This window comes from Nocardia sp. NPDC051052 (genome assembly GCF_044456045.1).
Classification (GTDB): domain Bacteria; phylum Actinomycetota; class Actinomycetes; order Mycobacteriales; family Mycobacteriaceae; genus Nocardia.
In genome coordinates, this window is record NZ_JBITFL010000001.1 from 100,616 (window position 1) to 123,151 (window position 22,536).

Here is a 22,536-nt window from a genome sequence, read left to right on the forward strand (position 1 = left end):
TCAGTTCAACGGAATTCGCGCCACGATCGGTGTCGTCGGCTGAACCGACCCATTGCTCGGTTCGGCCGTGATCGCGAGCAGCGCGGTGTCTCGGGTCAGGTCCGCGGTCAGCTCGGTGCGACCACCGGAGATGTGCATCATCCCGGCCGAACGCGGCGTGCCGTCGGCCGGGATGGTCCACAGCTGGTAGCCGTGATCATTGTCCGGCGCGGGCAGCCCGGTGACGGTGACGATCACCTTGCCGACGCTCGCCGAAAACACCGCCGTCGCAGCACCATCCGCCACGGTCAATACGCCGTTCCTGGTGACAGCGTCGCGCGCGTCACGCACCTGATCCGCGGCGACCACGGTGCCGCTGTGCGCACCGCCGACAAGCGTGAGTCCGGTGATCAGCACGGCCACCACCGCGACGGCGGCCGCGACGCCGACCGACGCCCGGATGATCCAACCCCGGCGCGTCGGAGGGAAGTGGTTGTCCGACAGACCATTCAGGGCGGGCATGATATCGGTGCGACCGAGCGCGTCCAGCGCGGGCAACAACTGTGTCTGCCCGAGCGCGTCATCGAGGCGGCGCTGTGGACGCGCCCGAATATCGGCCAGTACCCGATCCTTCATGCCCGCCGCGGGCAGTGGTGGCACGGCGATGGCCAGCTGGGCGGCGACTTCGCTCAGCTCGTCGACCTCGCCGCGGCAGGCCGCGCAGTCGGTCAGGTGCTGCTCGAAGGCAACGCGCTCCGCGGTGGACAACGCATCCAAAACGTAAGCGCCGGTGAGGTTGTGCAGGTCGGGTGTCACGAGCGGTCTCCCAAACTTTCCCGCAGACGGATCAGGCCGTCGCGCATCCGGGTCTTGATCGTGCCGACCGGCTTGTCGAGTGCCTCGGAGACCTCGCGGTAGGTGCGGCCGCCGTAGTAGGCGAGGACGATCGATCGGCGTTGCAGATCGGTGAGATCATCCAGCGCCAACCGGACCGCCTCGTGCTCCATCTTGTCCAGCGTCGCCTCCACCACCTCGTCGAAGCCGCGGCACGGCTGCAATTGCCCTGCCCGGTTTTCCCGTTCGATGGTGGCGTGCTGGTAGCGCACCCGGTCGACGGCGCGCCGGTGCGCGATGGTCAGCACCCAGGCCAAGGCGCTGCGACAGTGTTCGTCGAATTGTGCTGCCTCGAGCCAGATCTCCAGCAGCGCCTCCTGCGCGACCTCCTCGGATTGGGCGTGGTCGCGCAGCACACCGGTGACGATGCCGAGCACCGGGCCCGCCACGATGTCGTAGAGCGCGGCGAAGGCCTGCTCATCGCCGCGGGCGACGCGGCGCAGCAATAGTTCCGGAGTGTTCGCTGGATCGGTCACGTCGTCGGGGGTGCGGGCGCCGGGTAGTGCTCGGGCGCGGCTGACCATAGGTGTCCTTCCAAGCCTGACCAAGCCGGAAGCCGTGCGCGGGGCAACGGCGGATGTGGGCCAGATCATATGACGACCCGATCGCCGCAACGCCCGCGCTACCCCGCGCGCCGCGGAAATCCGGACCAATCCGCGCGCCGTCCGGCTTCGACTTCTAGGCAGAGCCTGCCTGCCAGCGGCGGCTCGCGCGGTGTCCCGGCCGAGGCGACCGGCCGGGCCACGCGGCGGGACATGGTGCCGGGCGAACGAGTCCCGTCCGGCACCATGTCACCGTTGCGAGGTTATGCCGGGCCGGTTTTGGCGAGCACGTCGAGGTAATGCGGGTTCGACATGAGACCGAGGATGTTGCCGAAGGGGTCGATGACGGAGGCGGTCACGAAGCCGGTGCCTTCGCCGCGTTCGGTGATCGGGTCGTACTGCTCGGCGCCGAGTTCGAGCAGCCGGTCGAAGGTGGTCTGGAGGTCGTCGACGTGCCAGTTGACGATGGCGCCGCCGGGTGCGTTGCGGGCGCCCGCCGGTGCGTAGGCCCGGTTGACGATGCCGAATTCGGCCAGGTAGTCACCGATCCGGAACTCGTAGTAGCCGCCGGGGACGGCGAAGTACGGCTCGATACCGAGGAACTCGCTGTACCAGTTCTTCGCGGCCTCCAGGTCGTCGGCGTAGAACGTGCTCGTCGCCATTCCTCGCAGCATTTTCGCTCCTTCATCGGTTCGTGCCTTGCTTGTAAAACCATCCTCCGCCCCAAAGTGCTCACCGAATGAGCACTTTCTCGGGCAGAATTGTGCGCATGCGAGCGGACAGATTGGTGGCGATCCTGCTGATGATGCAGACGCGCGGACGGGTGACCGCCGCCGAAGTCGCCGCGGAACTGGAGACGTCGGTTGCCACCGCCCGCCGTGATCTCGAGGCGTTGTCGACGGCGGGTGTGCCGGTGTATCCGCAGCCAGGTCGCGGCGGCGGATGGTCGCTGGTCGGTGGCGCGCGTACCGATCTCACCGGTTTGACCGCGGGGGAGGCGCGCGCGTTGTTCCTGCTGGCTGGTCCGTCGGCCAACGCGGTGCCGGAGGTGAAATCGGCGCTGCGCAAACTGGTTCGCGCGCTGCCCCAGCCTTTCCGCACCGACGCCGCCGCGGCCGCCGACGCCGTGGTGATCGACCCGGCCCGATGGGGCCAGGCAGACCGGGAACTGCCACCGGTGGTTGCGCTGCTGCAGCGAGCGGTGGTGCAGCGCAACAAGGTTCGCCTGCGGTACGCAAGCAAGAAGGGTGAACGCACCGAGCGCCTTGTCGACCCGTGGGGCCTGATCGACAAGGACGCCATCTGGTATCTCATCGCCGGAACCGAGCACGGCCAACGCACGTTTCGCATCGACCGCATCACCGAAGCCGTGCTCACCGACGAAACCGCCCACCGGCCAGCCGATTTCGATCTCTCCGCAACCTGGAACGAAGTAGTCGACGAGCTGGAGCAACGCCGGGCCGCCACGTCGGCGACCGTCCTCATCGCCGACCGCCTGCTGCCGATACTGCGCAACCAGCAGGGCAGGCATTGCGTCGTCGACGGCCCTATCGTCGACGGCCGCATCCGCGTCCAGGTCACTGCCCCCACCGCCTGGATGCTCGCCCAGCAATTGGCGGGCTGGGGCGCCTCCCTCGAAGTCCTCGACCCGCCCGAAGTCCAGGCCGAACTCGCCCGCATCGGCACCGAACTCGTCGACCGCTACCAGCATTGACGCCTGGAAAATCGCCACGCTGATAGCTTCACTAGATGGAGATCGAAACCGCCTCTGCCGCCGACGGATTGGCGGACGAGCCATTCGTATTGACGCCCGACTTCTACCGCGACCCACACGGCGCCTACCGCGCGCTGCGTGACCGCGGGCCGGTGAATCGGGTGGTGTTCCCTGACGGCAGCAATGGATGGCTGATCACCGGCTACGCCGAGGCGAAAGAGGCGTTCACGCATCCAGGCATCAGCAAGCGCCTCGGCTCCGACGGCGCACGATCGGCCCTCGCGGCCAGCAATGCCGGCCACCAGGTCCAAAGTGGGCCGTTCGCCAGCATGTTGGTCTTCTACGACCCACCCGAGCACACCCGGCTGCGGACCTTGCTCAGCGGAGCGTTCGGCACCCGAGCGGTGCGCGGGCTGGCTCCGCGCGTCGCCGAACTCGCCGACGCGCTGCTGACCGAAATGGCCACGGCAGCAGATGATGTCGTGGACCTGTTGGACCGGTATGCGGTGCCGCTGTCGATGTCGGTGATCTGCGAACTGCTCGGAGTGCCCGATCGGGACCGTGCGAAATTTCAGCATTGGTCGACGGTCATCGTGTCCGGCGAGCATGCTCCGCGCGAGCGGATGACGGCCGCCACCGAGTTCGTCGCCTACATCGATCACCTCATCCACGATCGGACCACCGAACCGGGCGCTGACCTGCTCTCCGAGCTCATCGTCGCGGAGGCGGACGGGGATCGGCTCACGTCCCGCGAACTGCGCAGTATGGTGCTCGTCCTGCTGGTCGCCGGTTTCGAGACGGCCGCGAACCTCATCGGCAACGCGGTGGTGACGCTGTTGGCCGACAACGACTCTCGTCGGCGGTTGCGCGACGACCCCGCGCACATTCCGGCATTCATCGAGGAGGTGCTCAGGCATCGGTCACCGACGAGCGAAACGACCTTCCGCTACACGACGACCCCGATCACGGTGGGCGGCATCGCCATTGCCGCCGGCGAGCTGATCGTCTTGTCCGTCGCGGCGACCGGTCGTGACCCTCGTCGATTCGCCGATCCAGAAGTCATCGACATCGACCGGCCCGACAACGGTCACCTCGCCTTCGGCCACGGAATCCACTACTGCGTCGGCGCGCCCCTGGCCCGCATGGAGGGGCGCATCGGGCTGGCGCGACTGCTCGAGCGCTACCCCGATCTGGAACTTTCGCCAGGTTCCGAAACCGAGTGGCGGACGAGCTTCGCCATCCGGGGCTTGACCGCCTTACCGGTGCGCTTGCGCCCCTGACATTGAAGTACGACCGTACGTTCGTATTCGCGGGATTTCGTGGAAGAATGGCACCATGTCCGAGTCCACTACCGCCGCCAGTCGGCAGCAAGGCACCGATCAGCGTTTGGCCAAGGGCGCGCGATCCCGGGCGTCGATCGCCCGGCATGCCGCCGATGTGGCGTCCGTCGAGGGGCTGACCGGGGTGAGTATCGGCAGGCTCGCCGCCGATCTCGGGCTCAGCAAGAGTGGCATCGCGACCTTGTTCGGCAGCAAGGAGAGTCTGCAGTTGGCCGCGGTCAAGGCGGCGCGTGACGTGTTTCTGGACCAGGTCATCACGCCGAGCCTGGACGAGGACGGTGGCATGCCTCGCCTGCGTGTGCTCGTGGACCGGTGGTTCAGCCAGGTCGTCGAGCCCGCCTTTCCCGGCGGCTGCTTCCGAGTGGCCACCATCGCCGAGTTCGACAGCCGTCCCGGCCCGATTCGCGACGCCATTTCGGCGGACAACCGCGACTTCCTGACCTTCCTGGCCAACGAAATCCGTCGTGCTCAGGAGCAGGGTCACCTCGGCGAACGTAATGCCGACGTGATCGCCTTCGAACTGTCCGCGGTGATCGGTGCTGCCCACACCGCGCACCAGATGGGTGACGAGTGGGGCGTGGCGACGGCCCGGGCCATCGTCGACAACCTGCTGAGCTGAGACGCCGGCCGCTGCGGGCACTTTGTGCGCGCTGTGCCTTGTTCTTGCCGGTTTGGGCTCGAAAGTGTCCGCGCAGGACGGCTTCTCACGGCGCGAATTCCGTGCCCGCGGTTAAGCCGACATCGTGAGAGCGTGGGTGATCGCCGCGTCGTAGCGGTTCCAGACGATAGCGGTGAGGGCCGCGTGCGCGCCGATCACGTCGGCGTGGATCACCTCAGGGGCCGCCGCGACGAGGCGATCGGTGAGTAGGCCCGGTGCCAGGAACCAGGGGGCGACAAGGATGGATTCCGCGCCGCGGCTGCGCAGGCGGGAAATCGCTTGGGGCAGTGATGGTTCGGTGGTGGCGAAGCAGATCTCGGTGAGATGACCGGTGAGTGCGGCGAGGCGGCGGGCCACCTCGGCGGTGCGCGCGTTGGCGGCAGGGGAGGAGGAGCCCACTGCGGCGACGGCGATACCTAAGCGGCTCACTGGGGTCGACGCTTCCGACACCCGATCTCGCAGAGCGGCAACCAACCGCGCATCAGGCCCGAGCACATCGGCCTGGGTCAACCGCAACTGCGGATGCCGGGCGTGCGCCGCGGCCAGCAGCCCAGGCAGATCCACCCGAGCATGGAAGGCGTTGCCAAGCAACAGCGGCGCCACCACGGCGTGGGTATGCCCCTGCGCCGCAACAGCATCCACCACTTGCTCGACCGACGGCGCATTGAGATCGAGAAACGCCAACCGCACATCGAATCCCGGCCGCGCCGCCACCAACTCGGCCACCACCGCCGCCACGGTCGCCGCCGACCGCGGATCCCGGCTCCCATGCGCCACCGCGATCAGCGCGGGCCGGTTGCGCACCGGCGCAACCGCGCTCGGCGCGCCCACGATGTTCAGCACCGCGGCTGCGGCGACGGGCCGCGTCGCGGTGCTGAACTGGTCCGTCATGTCAGACTCCGGTGCCGACCTCGACGGCCGACAGCACGTCACCGACGAGGCCGGCGGCGAGGGTGTTGCCGCCTGCGGGGTCGATGAGCAGGAAGCTGCCGGTGTGCCGGTTTACTCGGTAGTCGTCGACCGCGAGGGGCTCGGCGACGCGCAGGGAGATGCGGCCGATGTCGTTGAGGGCCAGGGATTCCGGGTTGGGGGCGGCGATCAGGCGCTGTTCGTCGAAGCGCTCGAGCAAGCTGCCGACGATGGCCTGGGTGGTGCGGGTGCCGTGCTTGAGCAGCAGGCGGGCGCCGGGGTGCAGTGGCTTGTCGCCGAGCCAGCAGACGGTGGCATCGAAGGTGTCGAGGGGCTCGGGGGCGTCGGCGACCGAGGTGATGATGTCGCCGCGGGAGATGTCGACGTCGTCGGCCAGGATCAGCGTGACGCTGCGCCCGGTCTGGGCCACCGCGAGCTCACCGTCGGGAGTGTCGATCCGTTCGACGGTGGTGCGAATCCCGGAGGGCAGCACCACCACTTCGTCGCCCGGCGCCACCGCACCGGCCGCGATCTGGCCGGCATAGCCGCGGTAGTCGGGGTAGTCGGCGGTGCGCGGCCGAATCACGTACTGCACCGGAAAACGAAGTCCCAGTGTGTGATTGCCGGTGCTGTCGGCGTCGACCGGCACCGATTCGAGGTGCTCGATCAGCGAGGGGCCGCTGTAGTACGGGGTGCTGTCCGAGCGGGTGGCGATGTTGTCGCCGTGCAGCGCGGAGACCGGAATCTCCAGCACGTCGTCGTCGGACCAGCCGAGTGTCCTGGTGAGCCCGTTGAATTCGGCCGAGATCTCCGCGAACACGGACGCCGCGTCGTCGACCAGGTCGATCTTGTTCACGGCGAGCACCAGCTTCGGCACCCCGAGCAGCGCGAGCACCGCCGCGTGCCTGCGGGTCTGCTCGATAACGCCCTTGCGCGCGTCGACGAGCAGAATCACCAGCTGCGCGGTCGACGCACCCGACACCGTGTTCCGCGTGTACTGCACGTGCCCCGGGGTATCCGCGAGCACGAAAGACCGCTGCGGCGTAGCGAAATAACGGTAGGCGACATCGATGGTGATGCCCTGCTCCCGCTCCGCGCGCAGCCCGTCCACCAGCAACGAAAGATCCGGCGTGGCAAGCCCTTTGTCCACCGAAGCGCGGGTAACGGCGTCGATCTGGTCGGCCAGCACGGATTTCGTGTCGTACAGCAGACGCCCGACCAGAGTGGACTTACCGTCGTCGACAGAACCGGCGGTAGCCAGCCTCAATAGCTGTGCTGATGGCTCGCTAGGCAAGCTCCACTCGGCAGACATATCAGAAATAACCCTCTCGCTTACGGTCTTCCATCGCGGCTTCCGACACCCGGTCGTCACCGCGGGTAGCACCACGTTCGGTCAGTCGGGACGCGGCCACCTCGGCGAGAATCGCCGCGTTGTCGGCCGCGTCGGAAAGCACGGCACCGGTGGACGATCCGTCGCCGACGGTGCGGTACCGCACCGAAAGCGTTTCCAGTGCTTCGTCTTCCCTCGGCCCGCCCCATACGCCGGGCGTCATCCACATTCCGTCCCGCTGATACACCGGACGCTGGTGCGCGTAGTAGATGCGCGCCAGATCGATGTCCTCACGGGCGATGTAGCGCCAGATGTCCAGCTCGGTCCAGTTGCTCAACGGGAACACCCGCACATGCTCGCCCGGCGCGTGCCGCCCGTTGTACAGGTTCCACAGCTCGGGCCGCTGCCGCTTCGGGTCCCACTGCCCGAAGGCGTTGCGCAGCGAGAAGATTCGCTCCTTCGCGCGGGACCGCTCCTCGTCGCGACGGCCGCCGCCGAACACCGCGTCGAAGCGATGCTCGCTGATCGCGTCCAGCAGCGGAACGGTCTGCAGTGGGTTGCGGATGCCGTCCGGCCGCTCGGTGAGCCTGCCGTCGGCGAGGTAATCCTCCACCTTGGCGACATGCAGCCGCAGCCCGTACCGCTCGACGATCTTGTCCCGGAACTCCAGCACCTCGGGCAGATTGTGCCCGGTATCGACGTGCAGCAGCGAGAACGGCAGCGGCGCGGGCCAGAAGGCCTTGAGTGCCAGGTGCAGCAGCACGGTGGAATCCTTGCCGCCGGAGAACAGAATCACCGGCCGCTCGAATTCCCCAGCCACCTCGCGGAAGATGTGGATCGACTCCGACTCCAGCGCGGCAAGAGTGTCGAAATCGGTAATGCCGAAAGCACGTTCGGTGGTATTCGAGGACTCGTCTAGCAGTTCACTCACGATGGTCTCCGTCATGCTGTGTCCAATCTGCCTGTCCGAGGGCCCTACGTGGTTACGCACGCTGCCTCCTTCGGGCCTGACTCGGTCAGGCGGTGTCCAATCTGCCTGCCCGAGGGCCCTACGTGGTTACGCACGCTGCCTCCTCCGGGCCTGACTCGGTCATGCGGTATGCAACCCGCATTCGGTCTTGGCGAGGCCGGCCCAACGCCCGCTGCGCGGATCGGCTCCCGGCTCCGGCTTCCGCGTGCACGGCGCGCAGCCGATCGACGGATACCCCTCCTCGACAAGGGGATTGACGAGAATGCCGTGCCGTTCGATGTAGTCCTGCATCTCGTCGTCGGACCAGGCGGCGATCGGATTGATCTTCACCAGCCCGAATCCCTCGTCGAAGGAGATGAGCGGCGCGTTGGCCCTGGTCGGCGACTCGACCCGGCGGATGCCGGTGACCCACGCGTTGTACCCGGCCAGCGACCGCTGCAGCGGAACCACCTTGCGCAACCTGCAGCACTCACCCGGATCGCGCCCGAACAGGTCCTTGCCGAGCAGCTGATCCTGTTCGGCGACACTGTGTTCCGGCCGGACGTCGATCACATTCACCCCGTACACCGCCTCGACGGCGTCTCGGGTGCCCATGGTCTCGGCGAAGTGGTAGCCGGTGTCCAGGAACAGCACGTCCACGCCCGCATGGACCTGCGCGGCCAGATGCACCAGCACGCCGTCCTGCATGTTCGAGGCGACGATGTAGCCACCGCTGGCGACTGCTTGCGGGTCGGTCGAAACGGCACGGCCGAAATTGTCCTCGGTCCACCGGAGCAGATCGAGCGCGGACGCGTCCGTCCCGAGGTCGGCGGCGCCCTGTTCGGCGAGGGCCCGGAGCTCGTCCTCGCCCAGCTTCGTGACCAGTTCGGTTGTCACAGTTGATCTCCCATCAGATGCCCGTCGCAAGCGAGGCTCATTTCAGATCGGCCTCGTCGGCACGAACGGCCCACTGGGCGAACCGTTCGCCGTCCTCGCGGTGCTTGATGAAGTTGCGCACCACCCGCTCGATGTAGTCACCGAGCTCGTCGCTGGTCACCTTGTGCTGACGCAGCTTGCGCCCGAAGGCGCTGTCGAAACCGAGGCTGCCGCCCAGGTGAACCTGGAAGCCCTCCACATGATTCCCGCTGCCGTCGTCGACCAGCTGGCCCTTGAACCCGATGTCGGCCACCTGCGACCGGGCGCACGAGTTCGGGCAGCCGTTGATGTTGATGGTGACCGGAACGTCCAGCTGCGCATTGAGATCCGCGAGCCGCTCCTCGAGTTCGGGAACCAGCACCTGCGACCGCTTGCGCGTCTCGGCGAAGGACAGCTTGCAGAACTCGATTCCGGAGCAGGCCATCAGGTTTCGCCGCCATAGCGACGGACGGGCTTGCAGCCCAAGGGGTGCCAGCTCGTCGATCAGCGCGTCGACCTTGTCGTCGGCCACGTCGAGCACGATCAGCTTCTGATACGGCGTGAACCGGATCCGGTCCGACCCGATCCGCGCCACCGCGTCGGCGACCTTGGTCAGGATGGTGCCCGAGACCCGGCCCGCGATGGGGGAGAAGCCGACCGCGTTGAGCCCGTTCTTCAGCTTCTGCACGCCGACGTGGTCGATCGGCTTGGTCGCCTGCTCCGGCGCGGGGCCGTCGATCAGCTTGCGCTTCAGGTACTTCTCCTCGAGCACCTCGCGGAACTTCTCGATGCCCCAGTCCTTGACCAGGAACTTCAGCCGCGCCTTGGTGCGCAGGCGGCGGTAGCCGTAGTCGCGGTACAGCGACACCACGGCCTCCCACACGTCCGGCACCTCGTCCAGCGGCACCCACGCGCCAACCCGTTGCGCCAGCATCGGATTCGTGGACAGGCCGCCGCCGACCCACAGGTCTAGGCCGGGTCCGTGCTCGGGGTGGTTCACGCCGACGAACGCGACGTCGTTGATCTCGTGCACCACGTCCTGCTGGCCCGAGATCGCGGTCTTGAACTTGCGCGGCAGGTTGGAGTACTCCGGCTTGCCGATGTAGCGGCGCACGATCTCGTCGATCGCGGACGTCGGATCGATGACCTCGGTCAGCGACTCACCGGCCAGCGGCGAACCGAGCACCACGCGCGGGCAGTCGCCGCACGCCTCGGTGGTCTTGAGCCCCACCGCCTCGATCCGCTTCCAGATCTCGGGGACGTTCTCCACCTCGATCCAGTGGTACTGCACGTTTTCCCGGTCGGACAGGTCCGCGGTGTCGCGGCCGAACTCGGTGGAGATCTGGCCGAGGGTGCGCAGTTGCTCGACGCTCAGCGCGCCCGCGTCGCAGCGGATGCGCATCATGAAGTACTTGGCCTCGAGCAGGTCGAGGTTCTCGTCGCCGGTCCAGCTACCGTCGTAGCCCTGCTCGCGCTGGGTGTAGAGACCCCACCAGCGGAACCGGCCGCGCAGATCGCCCTTGTCGATGCTGTCGAAGCCCTGCTTCGAGTAGATGTTCTCGATCCGGGCGCGGACGTTGAGCGGGTTGTCGTCCTTCTTGGACTGCTCGTTCGGGTTCAGCGGTTCGCGATAGCCGAGTGCCCACTGGCCCTCCGCCTTGCGGCGCACCGGCTTGGTGCTGCGGGCGCGCGGCGCTGTCGCGGTGGCCGCTTCGGCGCGCGGGCGGTCGGGACGGACGCGGCGCTCTGAAACGGGCCGGTCGGGCCGCGTGTGGTGGCCTGGCCGGGATTCGGGGCCGGACTGGTCGGTAGGACCGGCGTCGGTACTCGACGTCATGGGGTCGCTCCTGCGGGGGTATGGGAATCCGTGCTGGAGGCGCGAGGGGCTGACTCGCACCTGCGGTGTCAGCGGACCGATGAAGTCGAAAATTCGCCGGATCGAAAGGACCCGGGGATGGGCGTCGCTGAGCTACCGAGGGGATTCGGTCAGACAGCAGGCGCTACAAACGCGCTTGTAGTCGACGTGGCGACGTGCCACAAGTCGTACTCCCGATGCGCGCATGCAGCCTATTGTGCCACGTCAGCGGCAGCCTTCCGACTGGGTGTCCGTATTTTCCGCAGTTTTGCGGGAAATCCCCTGGACCGTTGACCTGATATGTGACGCCAGTCATAGATCATCCCGTGCGGGCGGCGGTCGATGCAGCCGACCCTGTCGAAGTGAACCGCGCCACGTTCGGCGAACAAGGCAGGCAGCGGAGTTCCCGGTGATCGTTTGTCCAGAGCGGGATCGGGTGTGGGTCGGTGGCGGCGGACCTGCACACTAGAGGGGTGAGTTCACCTGCGGCTATCCCTGTCGGCACCGAGATGTCGGGACCGGTGCTCGGTGACTTCGGGGGTGGTCCGTTCGGGATCTACGTGCACGTGCCGTTCTGTGCGGCACGGTGCGGATATTGCGATTTCAACACCTACACGGCGGGTGAACTGGGGACCTCCGCGTCGCCGCAGTCCTGGCTCGAAGCGCTGCGGGGCGAGTTGGCAACGGCGGCAGAGCGGTTCGCGGCACTGCCGACCGCGACGCCCGAGGTGGCGACGATATTCGTCGGCGGCGGCACCCCCTCGCTGCTCGGCGGTGACGGGCTGGCCGCGGTGCTCGACGCCGTGCGCGCGAACTTCACCCTGGCCGCCGACGCCGAGGTGACCACCGAGTCCAACCCGGAATCGACCGCACCCGAATTCTTCGAGCGCCTCCGCGCGGCCGGGTTCACCCGGATCTCGCTGGGCATGCAATCCGCCGCTGCCCACGTGCTGAAGGTGCTCGACCGCACGCACACCCCCGGCCGTGCCGTCGCCGCCGCGAAGGAAGCCCGCGCCGCCGGGTTCGACCACGTGAACCTCGACCTCATCTACGGCACCCCCGGCGAACGGGACAGCGACCTCGACGCCAGCCTCGACGCCGTGCTCGCTGCGGGCGTCGACCACGTGTCCGCCTACTCACTGATCGTCGAAGACGGCACCGCGCTGGCCCGCCGCGTCCGCCGGGGCGAACTCCCCGCCCCTGACGACGACGTGCTCGCCGCCCGCTACGAACGCATCGACGGCCGCCTCGCCGCCGCGGGCCTGACCTGGTACGAGGTATCCAATTGGGCCGCAAGCGAAGCCGCGGCCTGTCAGCACAACCTCGGTTACTGGGACGGCGGTGACTGGCTCGGCGCGGGCCCCGGCGCGCACAGTCACGTCGGCGGCGTCCGCTGGTGGAACATCAAACACCCCGCCCGCTACGCCGACCGCGTCACGCTCGGTGGTCTCCCTGCGGCCGGGTGGGAAACCCTCACCGCCGACGAGCGCTACACCGAACGCGTCATGCTCGCCGTCCGCCTCCGCACCGGCCTGCCCCTCACCGACCTCGATCCCGTCGGGCTTGCCGCCGCCGACCGAGTCATCGCCGACGGCCTGGCCACCCGCGCGGCGGACCGCCTCATCCTCACCGACCGAGGCCGGCTCCTGGCCGACGGCGTAGTCCGTCAGCTCCTCGTCCCGTGACCCGTAGGTCCTTCGCGCTCGGTCAGGCGCGGGGAGTGTCGCGCGATTATTTGGCGTGGGTATGTGACGCAACACTCATCACGCACCACCTTGGTCTCCGGTTTGTGGCCGCCGGACCCGTCGCCGATCGCCGCGGGCGTCAAGCGGGCTCGCCGTCTCCATAACCGCCTCACCACCGGGGCGAGTGCGACCGCTGGCCCCCGGTCGACGCGCCCCACCGGCGACTCGGTTGCCAGCCCTGCGCCGCCCGACCGAGCCTGTTCAGCGAACTGCTGGGTCGGTTCGGCTGTCGCGGAGCGAGCCCGCCTTGTAGGCTTCGATCAACCCCCAAGGAGATTCATGTCCCCGGCACGACACATCACCCTCATCCACGAACCGGGCGAATTCGCCGAGGCGCGGGCAAATGAAAAGGCCGAAACTGCGCGACAGAGCGCGGTGGCCGCACGCACCGTTGCCAGCTATTCACAAAATGCCGACGATTGCCAGTCCCTATTGGCGATGCTCGGCTTGGACGCACTCGCCGGCAAGCAAGCCAGGGTCTGCGACTAGTTGAAAACCCTTCCCGCCGGCCGATGCCATTCGCGGGGAGACCGCCCGTACGCGGTGCGCGAGCGCCGGGCCGAACGGGTCACGAAAACCCCAGCGCCGCGCGATCATTGAGGTCGTGCGGTGTCTGCTGTCCGGACGCGCCAGCTGATCCGGACCGCTCCAAGCCGCTGACTGACGAATTCACTGCCCGCCGCGTCGCGCAGATTCTGTACAGCGCCGTCCTAGGAGGTTTTCGTGTCGAATCCCACCGCACGTCGTCCGGTTGTGTTCATCCACGGTCTATGGATGCACAGCAGCAGTTGGGGCGCATGGCTCGACACGTTCGACCGCGCGGGCTATCAGACGTTCGCACCCGGCTGGCCGGGCGACGCCGGAACCGCCGATGCCACCCGTAAGAACCCCGACGCACTGAACAATCGCGGCATCGGCGAGGTCACCGAGCATTACGCGAAGTTCATCGCCGACCTGCCGATGCCGCCCGTGGTCATCGGACATTCCTTCGGCGGCCTGATCGCCCAGAAGCTGCTCGGGTCGGGGTCGGCCAGCGGATGCGTCGCGATCAATCCCGCCCAGTTCCGCGGCGTGCTGACCTTGCCGTTGGTCCAGGTCACGAGCGTGCTCCCGGTGCTGAGCAAGCCTTGGCTGCGCGGCAAAACGTGGTCGCATACTCCGGAGAGCTACCACCGCGCCTTCGCCAACGCGATCCCCCGCGAAGAATCGGACAAACTGTTCGCCACCCACGGCATCCCCGCTCCCGCCCGCCCGCTGTTCCAGGCGGGCCTCGCCAATTTCGCGCCGAACAGCGAAGCCGGCGTCGACACCAAGCGTGCCCGCGGCCCCCTGCTGATGCTGGCGGGTGACCGCGACCGCCTCGTCCCGGAAGCGACAGTCCGCGCCGAGTACAAGATCCAGCGGAAAAACCCAGGCATCACCGAACTCGTCGTCTTCCCCGATCGTGGCCACTCCATGCCCGTCGACCGCGGCTGGCGCGAAATCGCCGACGCCGCACTGGATTTCCTGGCAAATCAGCACCTCCCCGCCCACCTCGAGGACTGATCCGTCGACGCCTCCGAGTTGTGTCGTACCGGAACCGTCGACCTGCTGTATGCGGTGCGGCACGGCCAGAGCACCGCGAACGCGGCCGTCGCCGCGAACGCACCCATGGAGTGGGCCGACGACATGACTGTGGCCTTGACCGATCTCGGCAAGCGGCAGGCGACCGCTGTCGGCCGGTGGTTCGCCGCCCTCGACGCGGAAATGTTGCCTGACCTGGTGTTGTGCTCGCCGTACCTGCGAGCCGTGCAGACCTGGCAGCTCATCGAGCGGCAATTGTGGGCGGCCAACCGTGATCTGCCAGGCCACCGCATCGATCAGCGCATCTACGACCGGCATCGCGGCGAACACGAACGCCTATCGCCCGCCGCTGTGCGGAAGAGCTTCCCCGAGGAAGCCGCGAAGGAAGCCCGTGACCCGCTCGGCTATCGGCCACCCGGTGGCGAATCGTTCAGAGACGTCGCCGACCGCCTGCGCGCCGTTGTCGCGGACCTGGCAGCCGACCATCGACACCGCCGAGTACTGATCGTGGCGCACGACGCGATCGTCCTGTTCCTGCGCCAACTTCTCGAAAACCTCACCGACACAGCGGTTCTCGCTCTCGCCGATGCTGGTCTCGCGGGCAATGGCTCGATCACCAGCTGGCAACGCACCGCTGATGGCTACCGCCTCCTGGCCTACGATCAGCGCTCCCATTTGCCATACCCCTGAAGCATCGAGTCGGCCCCTGACCAAGGTCACCGCTCGATGATGTTGTCCCGCATACCTTGTGGCAGTCCAACCACGAGTTGCGATACATTTCGGCGAACCTGACCCACCCGCAGTTCCGGCGGCAGCGACTGCCAGACCTGCCGAATCTGTTCGCGCGCATGGTCCAGCTCGCCCTGCCGGGTCCACAACGTGGCCATGTCGAGATCGAGCAGCGCACGGCCGACCTGATCCTTCTCTGCCATCGGCAATTCGAGCATGCGATCACGGATCGACTCGGCCGCCCGCCAGTCGCCGATCGAACTCAGCGCATGCGATTGATGCCAGCGCAGAATGTATTCGGAGGTGCCGAGATTGTCGTCGGTCGTCGCCGTGTCGGGCAGTGCGGTGAACATCCGGTCCGCCGCGTTGACCGCCTCCAGCGCGTCCCGGCGCCGGCCGATTCTGGCCTGAATGCCCGCCTCGGCCAGTAGCCCGAACACGCCGGCCGCCGTCGGACCCCGGCCGCTGGCCGCCTGCGCCGAACGGGCCGCGGCCAAACCCTGATCGAGGGCATGCCGATAGCACTCGTGGGTGTGCGCCATGTGTCCGGCCAGCCAGGCCTCGAGCGTCGGGTCGCCGGCCTGCCTGGCGGCGCGGCGCGCCTTGGCGAACCACATGAAGGTGTCGTGCAGATCGGCGACATCGTTGAGCCGAAAAGCGATGAGCCCCGCGATAATTGCCTCGATGCGATGCAGCCGCCTGCGCAGATCCGCGGACTGGTCGGTCAGCTTCACCTGCTGGACCTGGGCCAGATCGCGCATCCGCGCCGGAATGTATTCCGAAGGGGGCTGGACATATACGAGATAGCCGCTTAGTTCGAGGCCTTCTTCCAACGCGCGCACGGTATCTCGCGCGGTGGAGCCGACTTGGGAAGCGGGAGTGACGATCAGGCGGCTCGGCAGTGGTGCCGGCGCGGGATCGTCGTCGGTGTAGTCATGTCCGAAGCCGAGCCGGTCCGGCCGGGTGCGGTACAACTGACACAAGGCGTCGAGGAACTGATACGACGGCATGTCCAAGCCGGTTTCCCAGCGCGACACGCTCTGATGCGACAGCCCGCGGCACGACGAGCCGTCGGCTGTGACGATTTCCTGCAATCGGTGCGCGACATCGACGAGAGTGAACCCGTACGCGATGCGATGGGCGCGCAGCAACGAGACGCCGCAATGCGACCGGACCGCGTGTACCTGGTCCCATGTCGATCCACCGGCGGCCTCGTACTCGCGGACCACCTTTCTTCCGCACGCGATGCTGTGCGGCCCGTTCATTCAATTCCCCCTTGCTGCCCTCACCTCAGCAATACGCGAACGCACGCTGTGTTGTCGGTCGGTGCGCCGCGCCAAGGCGCGCTGTACTGCGGTTTCGCTCGCTCACGCTGACTCATGCTCACCCTGCTAGCCCTGAGTCCGGTCGTGCGCGAAGGCGCATCGTGTTGGTTCGCTCGCACATGCTCACCCATGGCTCACCCTGCTAGCCCTGAGCTCGGTCCTGCGCGAGGGCGCACTATGTTCTCGATTCGCTCGCTCACGGCTCACCCTGCTAGCCCTGAGCTCCCTCGTGCGCGAAGGTGCACTGTGTTGTTGTCGGTTTGCTCGCTCACGCGTACTCATGGCCCACCCTGCTAGCCCGAGTTCTGTCACGCGCGAGAGCGCATCGTGTTGTCTAATCGCTAGCTCGCGCTCGCTCACAACATCTCCAGATCACTGCTGTTCCACTACCCGGACACGCCTGAGGATCTGCGTTGTCCGTGCTTACGACGGTATCCGCGTCCTGGTCCTTCGTCCATAAACATCGCGTTCTGCACGCCTGGCGCGCAAGGGCCGGGCAATCTCTGGCCGGTCGTGGCGATCGGCGGCACCCTAGGGGCATGAGAAGAATCGTCATCGTCGGTAGGGTCCTGGCGAACCCGGAATGCACCGCCGACGAGGATGACCCCGTGTCATTCGCCCACAAGTTGGTGCACGTAATGACGCCTATCGCGACTGCGGTGACCGCCCTGGCCACCTTCGTGACCTGCGCCTCGGCAATGAACACCATGGCAGTGACGGTTTTGGCCGCCGCGTGGGTGCTAGCCGGTTGGCTGGCCCGCGGGCGGCGCTGCCAGTGCCGGACAGACCGGCCGCATGTCCGGTTACACCATGCCGCAGGGGGTTCCGCCTAGTCGAAATGCCACATGTAACTGAGGCACGCACGGGTACGTGACGCCGCAGCGGGACTTGTTTAGCCCCATGCCGTTGTAGCTGCGGCGAATCACGTAAAAAATACCCGGGAGTACGGTTCCGGGTGTCGGTCATATCGGTAATGTGAGCGACATCAACGGGTCCGCGATCGTACAAAGCAGACAGTCAACTGACCTGCGCGGTATCGGAGCGCTGGTCCTGTTAACCGCGTCTTTCGCCATGCTCACGGTGCTGTCACGCTATCTCGGTAACGGTTTCACTCCCGCCCAGCAGGTCTATCTTCGCACGGGCCTGGCGTTCTTCATCGCGATAGTCGTATTCAGTCGGTGGATCCGCTGGCGCATCATCCTTCGGACCCGCATGCGGGAATGGTGCGTGATCATCGGACGCACTGTCCTACTGTACGTAGTAGGGACCACATTATTTTCCAAAGCCGCGGGAATGACGGCGGTGAGCGACATTTCGTTCATCGCCGCCCTCCCGCTGGTCTCCGCGCTCGGGATGCTGTTGCGTAGCGTGCGCGTCTCCGCCGTCCGGGTGGTGTTCGTCGGCGGCTCCGCCGTTGGTGTCGCGATCCTGTCGGGATTCGGCGGAAATGCCGCGAGCTCGCTCAACTACGGCAACCTGATCGCGCTGGTCGCCATGGTGGCAATGTCGTTGGGTTATCTCGGACGGGGTTGGCACGACGGCACTTTGAACAATCACGAGCTCACCGCGTTGACCCTCGGCGTCGGCGCCGTCGGCGTTGTGCTGACTTCCGTTGTGCAAGGAGACAGTCTCCCGGATATTCCATCGCACACATCAGCGGTAATGCTGTGGGCCGCAGTCGGTCTCGCCGGTGTGCTGAGTGTGCTGAATGTCTTTCTCATCAATTATTCGTTCGACCGCCTGGACCCGGTGCTCAGCGGCAACATGCTCACCGTCGAATGCGTGTGGGGCCTGCTGTTCGGATTGTTCTTCTTCGGCCAGGTACCCACCTGGAGCGGAATCCTAGGCGGCACAGTCATTGTGCTGTGCGCCCTAGCCCTCAACCTACTGGACGGCCGCGCCGCCCCCGCCGAAGCCGAGCCCGAAGCCACCGAACCAACACCAACCCCAATCCCCACACCCCACCCCGATTTCGCCCTGGCCACCGCCGCCGACCAAACAGCCCCCGTCCTCCGAATGTACCTACCAGACAACACAAACGACCAACACCCCCAACCCGAAGAAGAACTAGCAGCAAGCCATTCCTGGATCGGCGCCTGGGTAAACGACCCATCGAACAACCGAACCCCCCACAGCCAAGCCAGCTGACCCCAAGTCGACTTGACGTACGTTGCATGCTCCTGACGCATGCTGCAACCTGCGGCAGGAGCGCGTTTCGTACGTCAAGTCGTTGGCACCAGCCGGAGCTGGGATGGTGGGGGTCGGTGTTTAGTGGGCGTAGTCTTTCGCGAGCTTGCGGATGAGTGTGCGGGTATGGGGTTCATCCAATGCGGAGCGCTGTAGGTCGGCGTGGGTCTGCTGGTATTGCTGGACCTCTTCGGTTTTGTCGAGGTACCGGGCGCTGGTGTGGTTTTGCAGGTAGACGATCGGCGGTTCGGTGAGGTGCGCCGTGGGGTGCGGGGGGAATTCGAGCAGGACGAACGGTCCTACGGCGAGTCCGGCGTAGGCCGCTGCGGCGAGTGGGATCACCCGCACCGAGACGTTCGGCAGCTCACCGATTCGGGCAAGGTGAGCGAGCTGATCCGCCATCACCGCCGGGCCGCCGATTGCTCGACGGAGGACGCATTCGTCCATGATGGCCTCGACGGTCAAGGGGTTGTCGGCATCTGTCAGCCGGGCCTTTCGCCGATTGAACAGTTCGACGCGCAGTTCCACTTCGGGGGTGGTCATTGCGGGTGATTCCACCCTGGTCATCGCGCGCCGATAGGCATCGGTCTGCAGCAACCCGGGCAACAGTACCGTCTGGTACGAAATAATCCGCCGTGCCGCTTCCGCCAGACCGACAAACACATCGAAATGCTTCGGAATGGCATTCCCGTACGCACGCCACCAGCCGGTGCGATGCGACTCTTCCGCCAGTCCGAGCAGCGTGCGCGTCACGTCTTCGCGCGCGTCGTATACCGCGCACAGCCGCTCGATGAACAGCGGATTCAACCGGACGGGTTGCCCGGTTTCCATCCGCCAGAGTGTTTGCTTGCCAACGCCTATCGCCTGGCGGGCGAATTCCGCGCTGACGCCTGAATTCTCTCGGAGCTCGCGAAGCTGACGTGCCAGCATGCGTCGCGGGAGGGTCGATCCGGTGGGGGTCACGGCAATTCCCTTTCGTAGCCTCAGTATTGGCCAGGTATGCAACTGGAACCGCATGACGGGAGTCCTTGGAACCTTGCGAATTTTCCGTGGTTCCACCACTGGGAATCGTTCCCGCCGATAATTTCCGGTGCGCTACTGAAGGCGTGCCCCGGTCCGTGTCGTCGAAGTACTGAAACCCTATCTGCGAGAGCGGGTTCAGGTCCACTCGAATCGTATGTACCAAGCGACCGATCGGAGGGAGTGGCGGTCCGACATGAACGAGGCCCACTCGACGAGCACGCCCGGTCGTCGAGAAGCCAACTGCCGCAGCCCCATCAGTGCCGCGCGGACAGTCGCGCGGACCGCGCGGCAATCGGCCAGTAATTCTGTGCCACGACTACCTGGTACGCCGTGTCACCACTACATGTCGGCGGAAGCGCCCGGATGCACGACCGAGCGCCCTGTGTGGCCTGTTGCCAACGAGAAGCCAAGTGCGGCAAGCCTGTCGCGCGAGCAGCGCCGACCGCTCGTTGCTGCGTGGCCTACCCAGCACCGCCTCCTGATCATGAGTTTTGTTCCGGCGGCACGGGTTCCGGCATTGATTCGGTCACGATTCGCTGGGTATTCGAGAATTAACAAGAGAACGCCCATTATTGGGTTAACCTGCCGTGGATCGTTCGATAAGCCGAGGGAGTTGCCGTTGATAGTGGGCGGCAGTCGGCGTTGGGCGGCCGTGGTAGCGATAGCCACGGTCGCTGTCGCGCTGGGCGGATGCGGCACCATCTCCAAGGAATCGACCGTGCGGTCCAGCGCCGAGTCCACCGCACCGCGCTCGGTGAAAGCGCAGGTAGGAGCCCCCGGCTCGGCGGAACTGGCCGCCATCGCGCCCGGCACTGCCGACCTGATGGCACGGATCCGCGCCACCGATCCGTGCGCGTTGCTGAACCGCGAATTCGCCGAGCGACTCGGTGTTTTCCAGCGCTTCGACCGCAGCCCCGGCGTGGATCGCGGCAGCGGCTGGACCGGCTGCGGATTGGTACTCAGTGCCCCTGATGACGCTTACTACTCGTTCAATCTGGAGCTCGACAAGCTTTATACGGCGGATAAACGCGCGGCGGACAAACCCGAACAGATCGACGGTCACCCCGTGTATCGCAGCGCGAGCAGCGACGACCGACCTGACGCCTACAGCTGCGAGTACCGAATCCCGGCCGGAGACACCGGATTCGCGCACTTCCTCAGCGTCGCCAAGTTGGCGGGCTCGGCGAAGACGCCCGTCACCTGGTCGCAGCCCTGCAGCTTCACCAGGGAATACCTGGCCACCATCATCGACGGTCTCTCAGCATTGCCGCCGCGCGTCATCGATGATCAGGGCGGCCGGTCGCTGCTGCAGCGCAACCCCTGTGCGGCCACTGTCCAGGTCGCCGCACAGTTCTCCGGCTGGCAGATGACATCGGTCGGCTGGTCCAAGGCCTACAAGTGCGCGATCACGCTCGTCCAGCCCGGCGGGGCGAACCGCGCCACCGTCGAGGTCTCCTTCGACCAAACCAGCGAGCAGATGGTCAAGACGGGCGAGGTCCTGCGCCTACCGTCCGGCCTCGACGGCGGCCAGTCCATCCAATACGCGCGGCACACGAACGTGGAAGGGTTCACCGGCATAGAGCTGCGCACGGTCCAGTCCACCGACCCGACTCGCCAAAACTCCAGCTGCGCAATCACCTTGAACTACCGCCGGGCCGACCCACCCACGGCCAGCAACGCCCACCTGCTGACGGTTTCGGTGAACCTCGCCCCCGCCAGCCCGCCGTTCCCTTTCGACGCCTGCACCCAAGCGGCCCAGATCGCCCCGACGGTTCTGCACGCGATCCCCTGAGTCCGGGTGCTCGCGTTCTGCCACCATCGCGTGCCTCGTCGTCGCGTCGCGGCAGCCACGCCTCGCCCTGATGCGGCGGCAAATGTCGGACACATCCAACGACACTTCCGCACCGAACTAACTGAGGCGGACTCGGCTTCGTTCCCGGCTGCGATTATCTAGCGAAGCTCGGCTCCGAAATCTGATGAAGCACACCCCTGTGCCGTTGTGCCGTTGTGTCGTGCAACTGGCGGTCAGGGTCCATATATGGCGCATTCTAGGAGGAGGAATCATGGTCAAACGCTTAGCCGCGCTGCTCGTGATGGGTTTCGCGGTGCTGTTCGTGAACATTCCAGCACCGGCCTACGCGGGTGATGACAATGAAAAGTGGGCAAAAATCTTCGAGACTTATTGCCATGTAAAAAGCGGGGAGGACGCGATAGGCCCGCGAACCAACGTCAAAGCGGCGCACGAGCAGTTCAGCTTCAAAGGGCTTCGTGCCTGGGACAGGGCGTACGCGTTGACTCCGCTGGAGCTCGACGAAGACCCGGTAGCATATGGCCGTTCTATTGTGTTCGGTCCGGACAGCAAGTTTGCGCCACCGCCCGGCTCCAGTGATTGGGATGTATTGCTGCACTGGCGTGACTTGAACTGTAACAGCGAGGAGTTCAAGGCCGAATGGCGCAATGTGAAGAAGACGCTCGACGAGAAATTTGGCAGGAAGTTGAAGCCGGGTTACGAAAACGATGCCAAAATCAATGAGTTGTATGCCGAGAAGATGAAGCAAATGCGCGAAATATTGCAGGGCGAGCAGCAGCGCCGTGGCATAAAAGACGAGGAATGGGCGGAGATATGGGGTGAATCGGGTGACAAAGACGATTTGTAGCTAGCTTTCCGGTCGAGGCGGTGGGTCGTCGGTCAACGGACCGCGGACCGGCGGAACCTGCTCAGCCACGAACTACGACGCGATCACGCCGTTCTGCGGCCACACCTGCGCCGTGGGTGGCCCGCGCAAGAAAACGCCCCCCCCCGCGCGGCACCACCCCACCCACCCGGCGGCGGGCCCGGGCCCCACCTACGCGGTGGGGGAGGAAAGCGTGGGCGAGAC

Annotated in this window: 22 protein-coding genes; 11 read left to right on the plus strand and 11 right to left on the minus strand. The window is 66.2% G+C overall.

What is annotated here, in order from left to right; genetic code table 11:
- The 3 genes from ACIBCN_RS00470 to ACIBCN_RS00480 all read right to left on the minus strand — a co-directional run bounded on the left by ACIBCN_RS00470 (nt 1) and on the right by ACIBCN_RS00480 (nt 2,089).
- Nucleotides 1-795, minus strand: coding sequence for an anti-sigma factor domain-containing protein (locus ACIBCN_RS00470; protein ID WP_396989308.1), 795 nt, complete (start codon nt 793-795; stop codon nt 1-3).
- The gene (sigK, locus tag ACIBCN_RS00475; RefSeq protein ID WP_396989309.1) at nt 792-1,397 is read right to left on the minus strand and encodes an ECF RNA polymerase sigma factor SigK; all 606 of its coding nucleotides are present in this window, start codon (nt 1,395-1,397) and stop codon (nt 792-794) included. Before sigK ends, ACIBCN_RS00470 begins: the two co-directional genes overlap by 4 nt.
- A 281-nt stretch (nt 1,398-1,678) precedes the next feature.
- Nucleotides 1,679-2,089 (minus strand): VOC family protein, encoded by a 411-nt coding sequence (locus ACIBCN_RS00480; RefSeq protein WP_396989310.1) that lies wholly within the window; start codon nt 2,087-2,089, stop codon nt 1,679-1,681.
- 95 nt (nt 2,090-2,184) lie between these two features.
- On the opposite strand from ACIBCN_RS00480, the gene ACIBCN_RS00485 reads away from it, so the two are divergent.
- Genes ACIBCN_RS00485 through ACIBCN_RS00495 form a run of 3 tightly spaced genes read left to right on the plus strand, consistent with a single transcriptional unit; the run spans nt 2,185 to nt 5,088 of the window.
- Complete coding sequence (locus tag ACIBCN_RS00485) at nt 2,185-3,129, plus strand: helix-turn-helix transcriptional regulator (protein WP_396989311.1); 945 nt, start codon at nt 2,185-2,187, stop codon at nt 3,127-3,129.
- Between the two features lie 35 nt (nt 3,130-3,164).
- A complete protein-coding gene (locus ACIBCN_RS00490; protein ID WP_396989312.1) occupies nt 3,165-4,409 on the plus strand; it encodes a cytochrome P450 in 1,245 nt (414 codons plus the stop codon).
- 55 nt (nt 4,410-4,464) lie between these two features.
- On the plus strand, nt 4,465-5,088 hold the full coding sequence (locus ACIBCN_RS00495; protein ID WP_396989313.1) for a TetR/AcrR family transcriptional regulator: 624 nt from the start codon (nt 4,465-4,467) through the stop codon (nt 5,086-5,088).
- A gap of 111 nt (nt 5,089-5,199) precedes the next feature.
- Here the strand turns inward: ACIBCN_RS00495 and ACIBCN_RS00500 are convergent, their stop codons facing one another.
- The 6 genes from ACIBCN_RS00500 to ACIBCN_RS00525 all read right to left on the minus strand — a co-directional run bounded on the left by ACIBCN_RS00500 (nt 5,200) and on the right by ACIBCN_RS00525 (nt 11,292).
- Complete coding sequence (locus ACIBCN_RS00500; RefSeq protein WP_396989314.1) at nt 5,200-6,018, minus strand: sirohydrochlorin chelatase; 819 nt, start codon at nt 6,016-6,018, stop codon at nt 5,200-5,202.
- A gap of 1 nt (nt 6,019) precedes the next feature.
- Complete coding sequence (locus ACIBCN_RS00505; protein WP_396989315.1) at nt 6,020-7,348, minus strand: sulfate adenylyltransferase subunit 1; 1,329 nt, start codon at nt 7,346-7,348, stop codon at nt 6,020-6,022.
- Between the two features lies 1 nt (nt 7,349).
- A complete protein-coding gene (gene cysD, locus ACIBCN_RS00510; protein ID WP_396989316.1) occupies nt 7,350-8,312 on the minus strand; it encodes a sulfate adenylyltransferase subunit CysD in 963 nt (320 codons plus the stop codon).
- Nucleotides 8,313-8,456: 144 nt separating this feature from the next.
- Nucleotides 8,457-9,212 (minus strand): phosphoadenylyl-sulfate reductase, encoded by a 756-nt coding sequence (locus ACIBCN_RS00515; RefSeq protein ID WP_396989317.1) that lies wholly within the window; start codon nt 9,210-9,212, stop codon nt 8,457-8,459.
- A gap of 37 nt (nt 9,213-9,249) precedes the next feature.
- The gene (locus ACIBCN_RS00520) at nt 9,250-11,067 is read right to left on the minus strand and encodes a nitrite/sulfite reductase (RefSeq protein WP_396989318.1); all 1,818 of its coding nucleotides are present in this window, start codon (nt 11,065-11,067) and stop codon (nt 9,250-9,252) included.
- Between the two features lie 132 nt (nt 11,068-11,199).
- Complete coding sequence (locus ACIBCN_RS00525) at nt 11,200-11,292, minus strand: Ms4527A family Cys-rich leader peptide (RefSeq protein ID WP_357382870.1); 93 nt, start codon at nt 11,290-11,292, stop codon at nt 11,200-11,202.
- Nucleotides 11,293-11,594: 302 nt separating this feature from the next.
- Between ACIBCN_RS00525 and hemW the strand changes: the two genes are divergently transcribed.
- From hemW to ACIBCN_RS00545, 4 genes are all read left to right on the plus strand, one after another.
- Nucleotides 11,595-12,770: a radical SAM family heme chaperone HemW gene (hemW, locus tag ACIBCN_RS00530; protein WP_396990147.1), complete on the plus strand. Its 1,176-nt coding sequence runs from the start codon at nt 11,595-11,597 to the stop codon at nt 12,768-12,770.
- Between the two features lie 339 nt (nt 12,771-13,109).
- On the plus strand, nt 13,110-13,319 hold the full coding sequence (locus tag ACIBCN_RS00535) for a hypothetical protein (RefSeq protein ID WP_107654883.1): 210 nt from the start codon (nt 13,110-13,112) through the stop codon (nt 13,317-13,319).
- A gap of 285 nt (nt 13,320-13,604) precedes the next feature.
- Entirely contained in the window at nt 13,605-14,375 is a 771-nt protein-coding gene (locus tag ACIBCN_RS00540; RefSeq protein ID WP_396989319.1) for an alpha/beta hydrolase, read from the plus strand.
- An 18-nt stretch (nt 14,376-14,393) separates the two neighbouring features.
- Complete coding sequence (locus tag ACIBCN_RS00545) at nt 14,394-15,083, plus strand: histidine phosphatase family protein (protein WP_396989321.1); 690 nt, start codon at nt 14,394-14,396, stop codon at nt 15,081-15,083.
- A gap of 26 nt (nt 15,084-15,109) precedes the next feature.
- Here the strand turns inward: ACIBCN_RS00545 and ACIBCN_RS00550 are convergent, their stop codons facing one another.
- Nucleotides 15,110-16,387, minus strand: coding sequence for a helix-turn-helix domain-containing protein (locus ACIBCN_RS00550; protein ID WP_396989322.1), 1,278 nt, complete (start codon nt 16,385-16,387; stop codon nt 15,110-15,112).
- Nucleotides 16,388-16,986: 599 nt separating this feature from the next.
- Here ACIBCN_RS00550 and ACIBCN_RS00555 point away from each other — a divergent pair.
- Nucleotides 16,987-17,280 carry a hypothetical protein gene (locus ACIBCN_RS00555; RefSeq protein ID WP_396989323.1) on the plus strand — a complete coding sequence of 98 codons (294 nt, stop codon included), beginning with the start codon at nt 16,987-16,989 and terminating at the stop codon, nt 17,278-17,280.
- Between the two features lie 469 nt (nt 17,281-17,749).
- A complete protein-coding gene (locus ACIBCN_RS00560; protein WP_396989324.1) occupies nt 17,750-18,595 on the plus strand; it encodes a hypothetical protein in 846 nt (281 codons plus the stop codon).
- Between the two features lie 120 nt (nt 18,596-18,715).
- Here ACIBCN_RS00560 and ACIBCN_RS00565 read toward each other — a convergent pair whose 3' ends face one another.
- Nucleotides 18,716-19,651: a helix-turn-helix domain-containing protein gene (locus tag ACIBCN_RS00565; RefSeq protein WP_396989325.1), complete on the minus strand. Its 936-nt coding sequence runs from the start codon at nt 19,649-19,651 to the stop codon at nt 18,716-18,718.
- A 631-nt stretch (nt 19,652-20,282) separates the two neighbouring features.
- On the opposite strand from ACIBCN_RS00565, the gene ACIBCN_RS00570 reads away from it, so the two are divergent.
- Both ACIBCN_RS00570 and ACIBCN_RS00575 read left to right on the plus strand, forming a co-directional pair.
- Nucleotides 20,283-21,449, plus strand: a complete 1,167-nt coding sequence (locus ACIBCN_RS00570) for a DUF3558 family protein (RefSeq protein ID WP_396989326.1) — start codon at nt 20,283-20,285, stop codon at nt 21,447-21,449.
- A 271-nt stretch (nt 21,450-21,720) separates the two neighbouring features.
- Nucleotides 21,721-22,314: a hypothetical protein gene (locus tag ACIBCN_RS00575; RefSeq protein ID WP_396989327.1), complete on the plus strand. Its 594-nt coding sequence runs from the start codon at nt 21,721-21,723 to the stop codon at nt 22,312-22,314.
- Nucleotides 22,315-22,536: the final 222 nt, after the last annotated feature.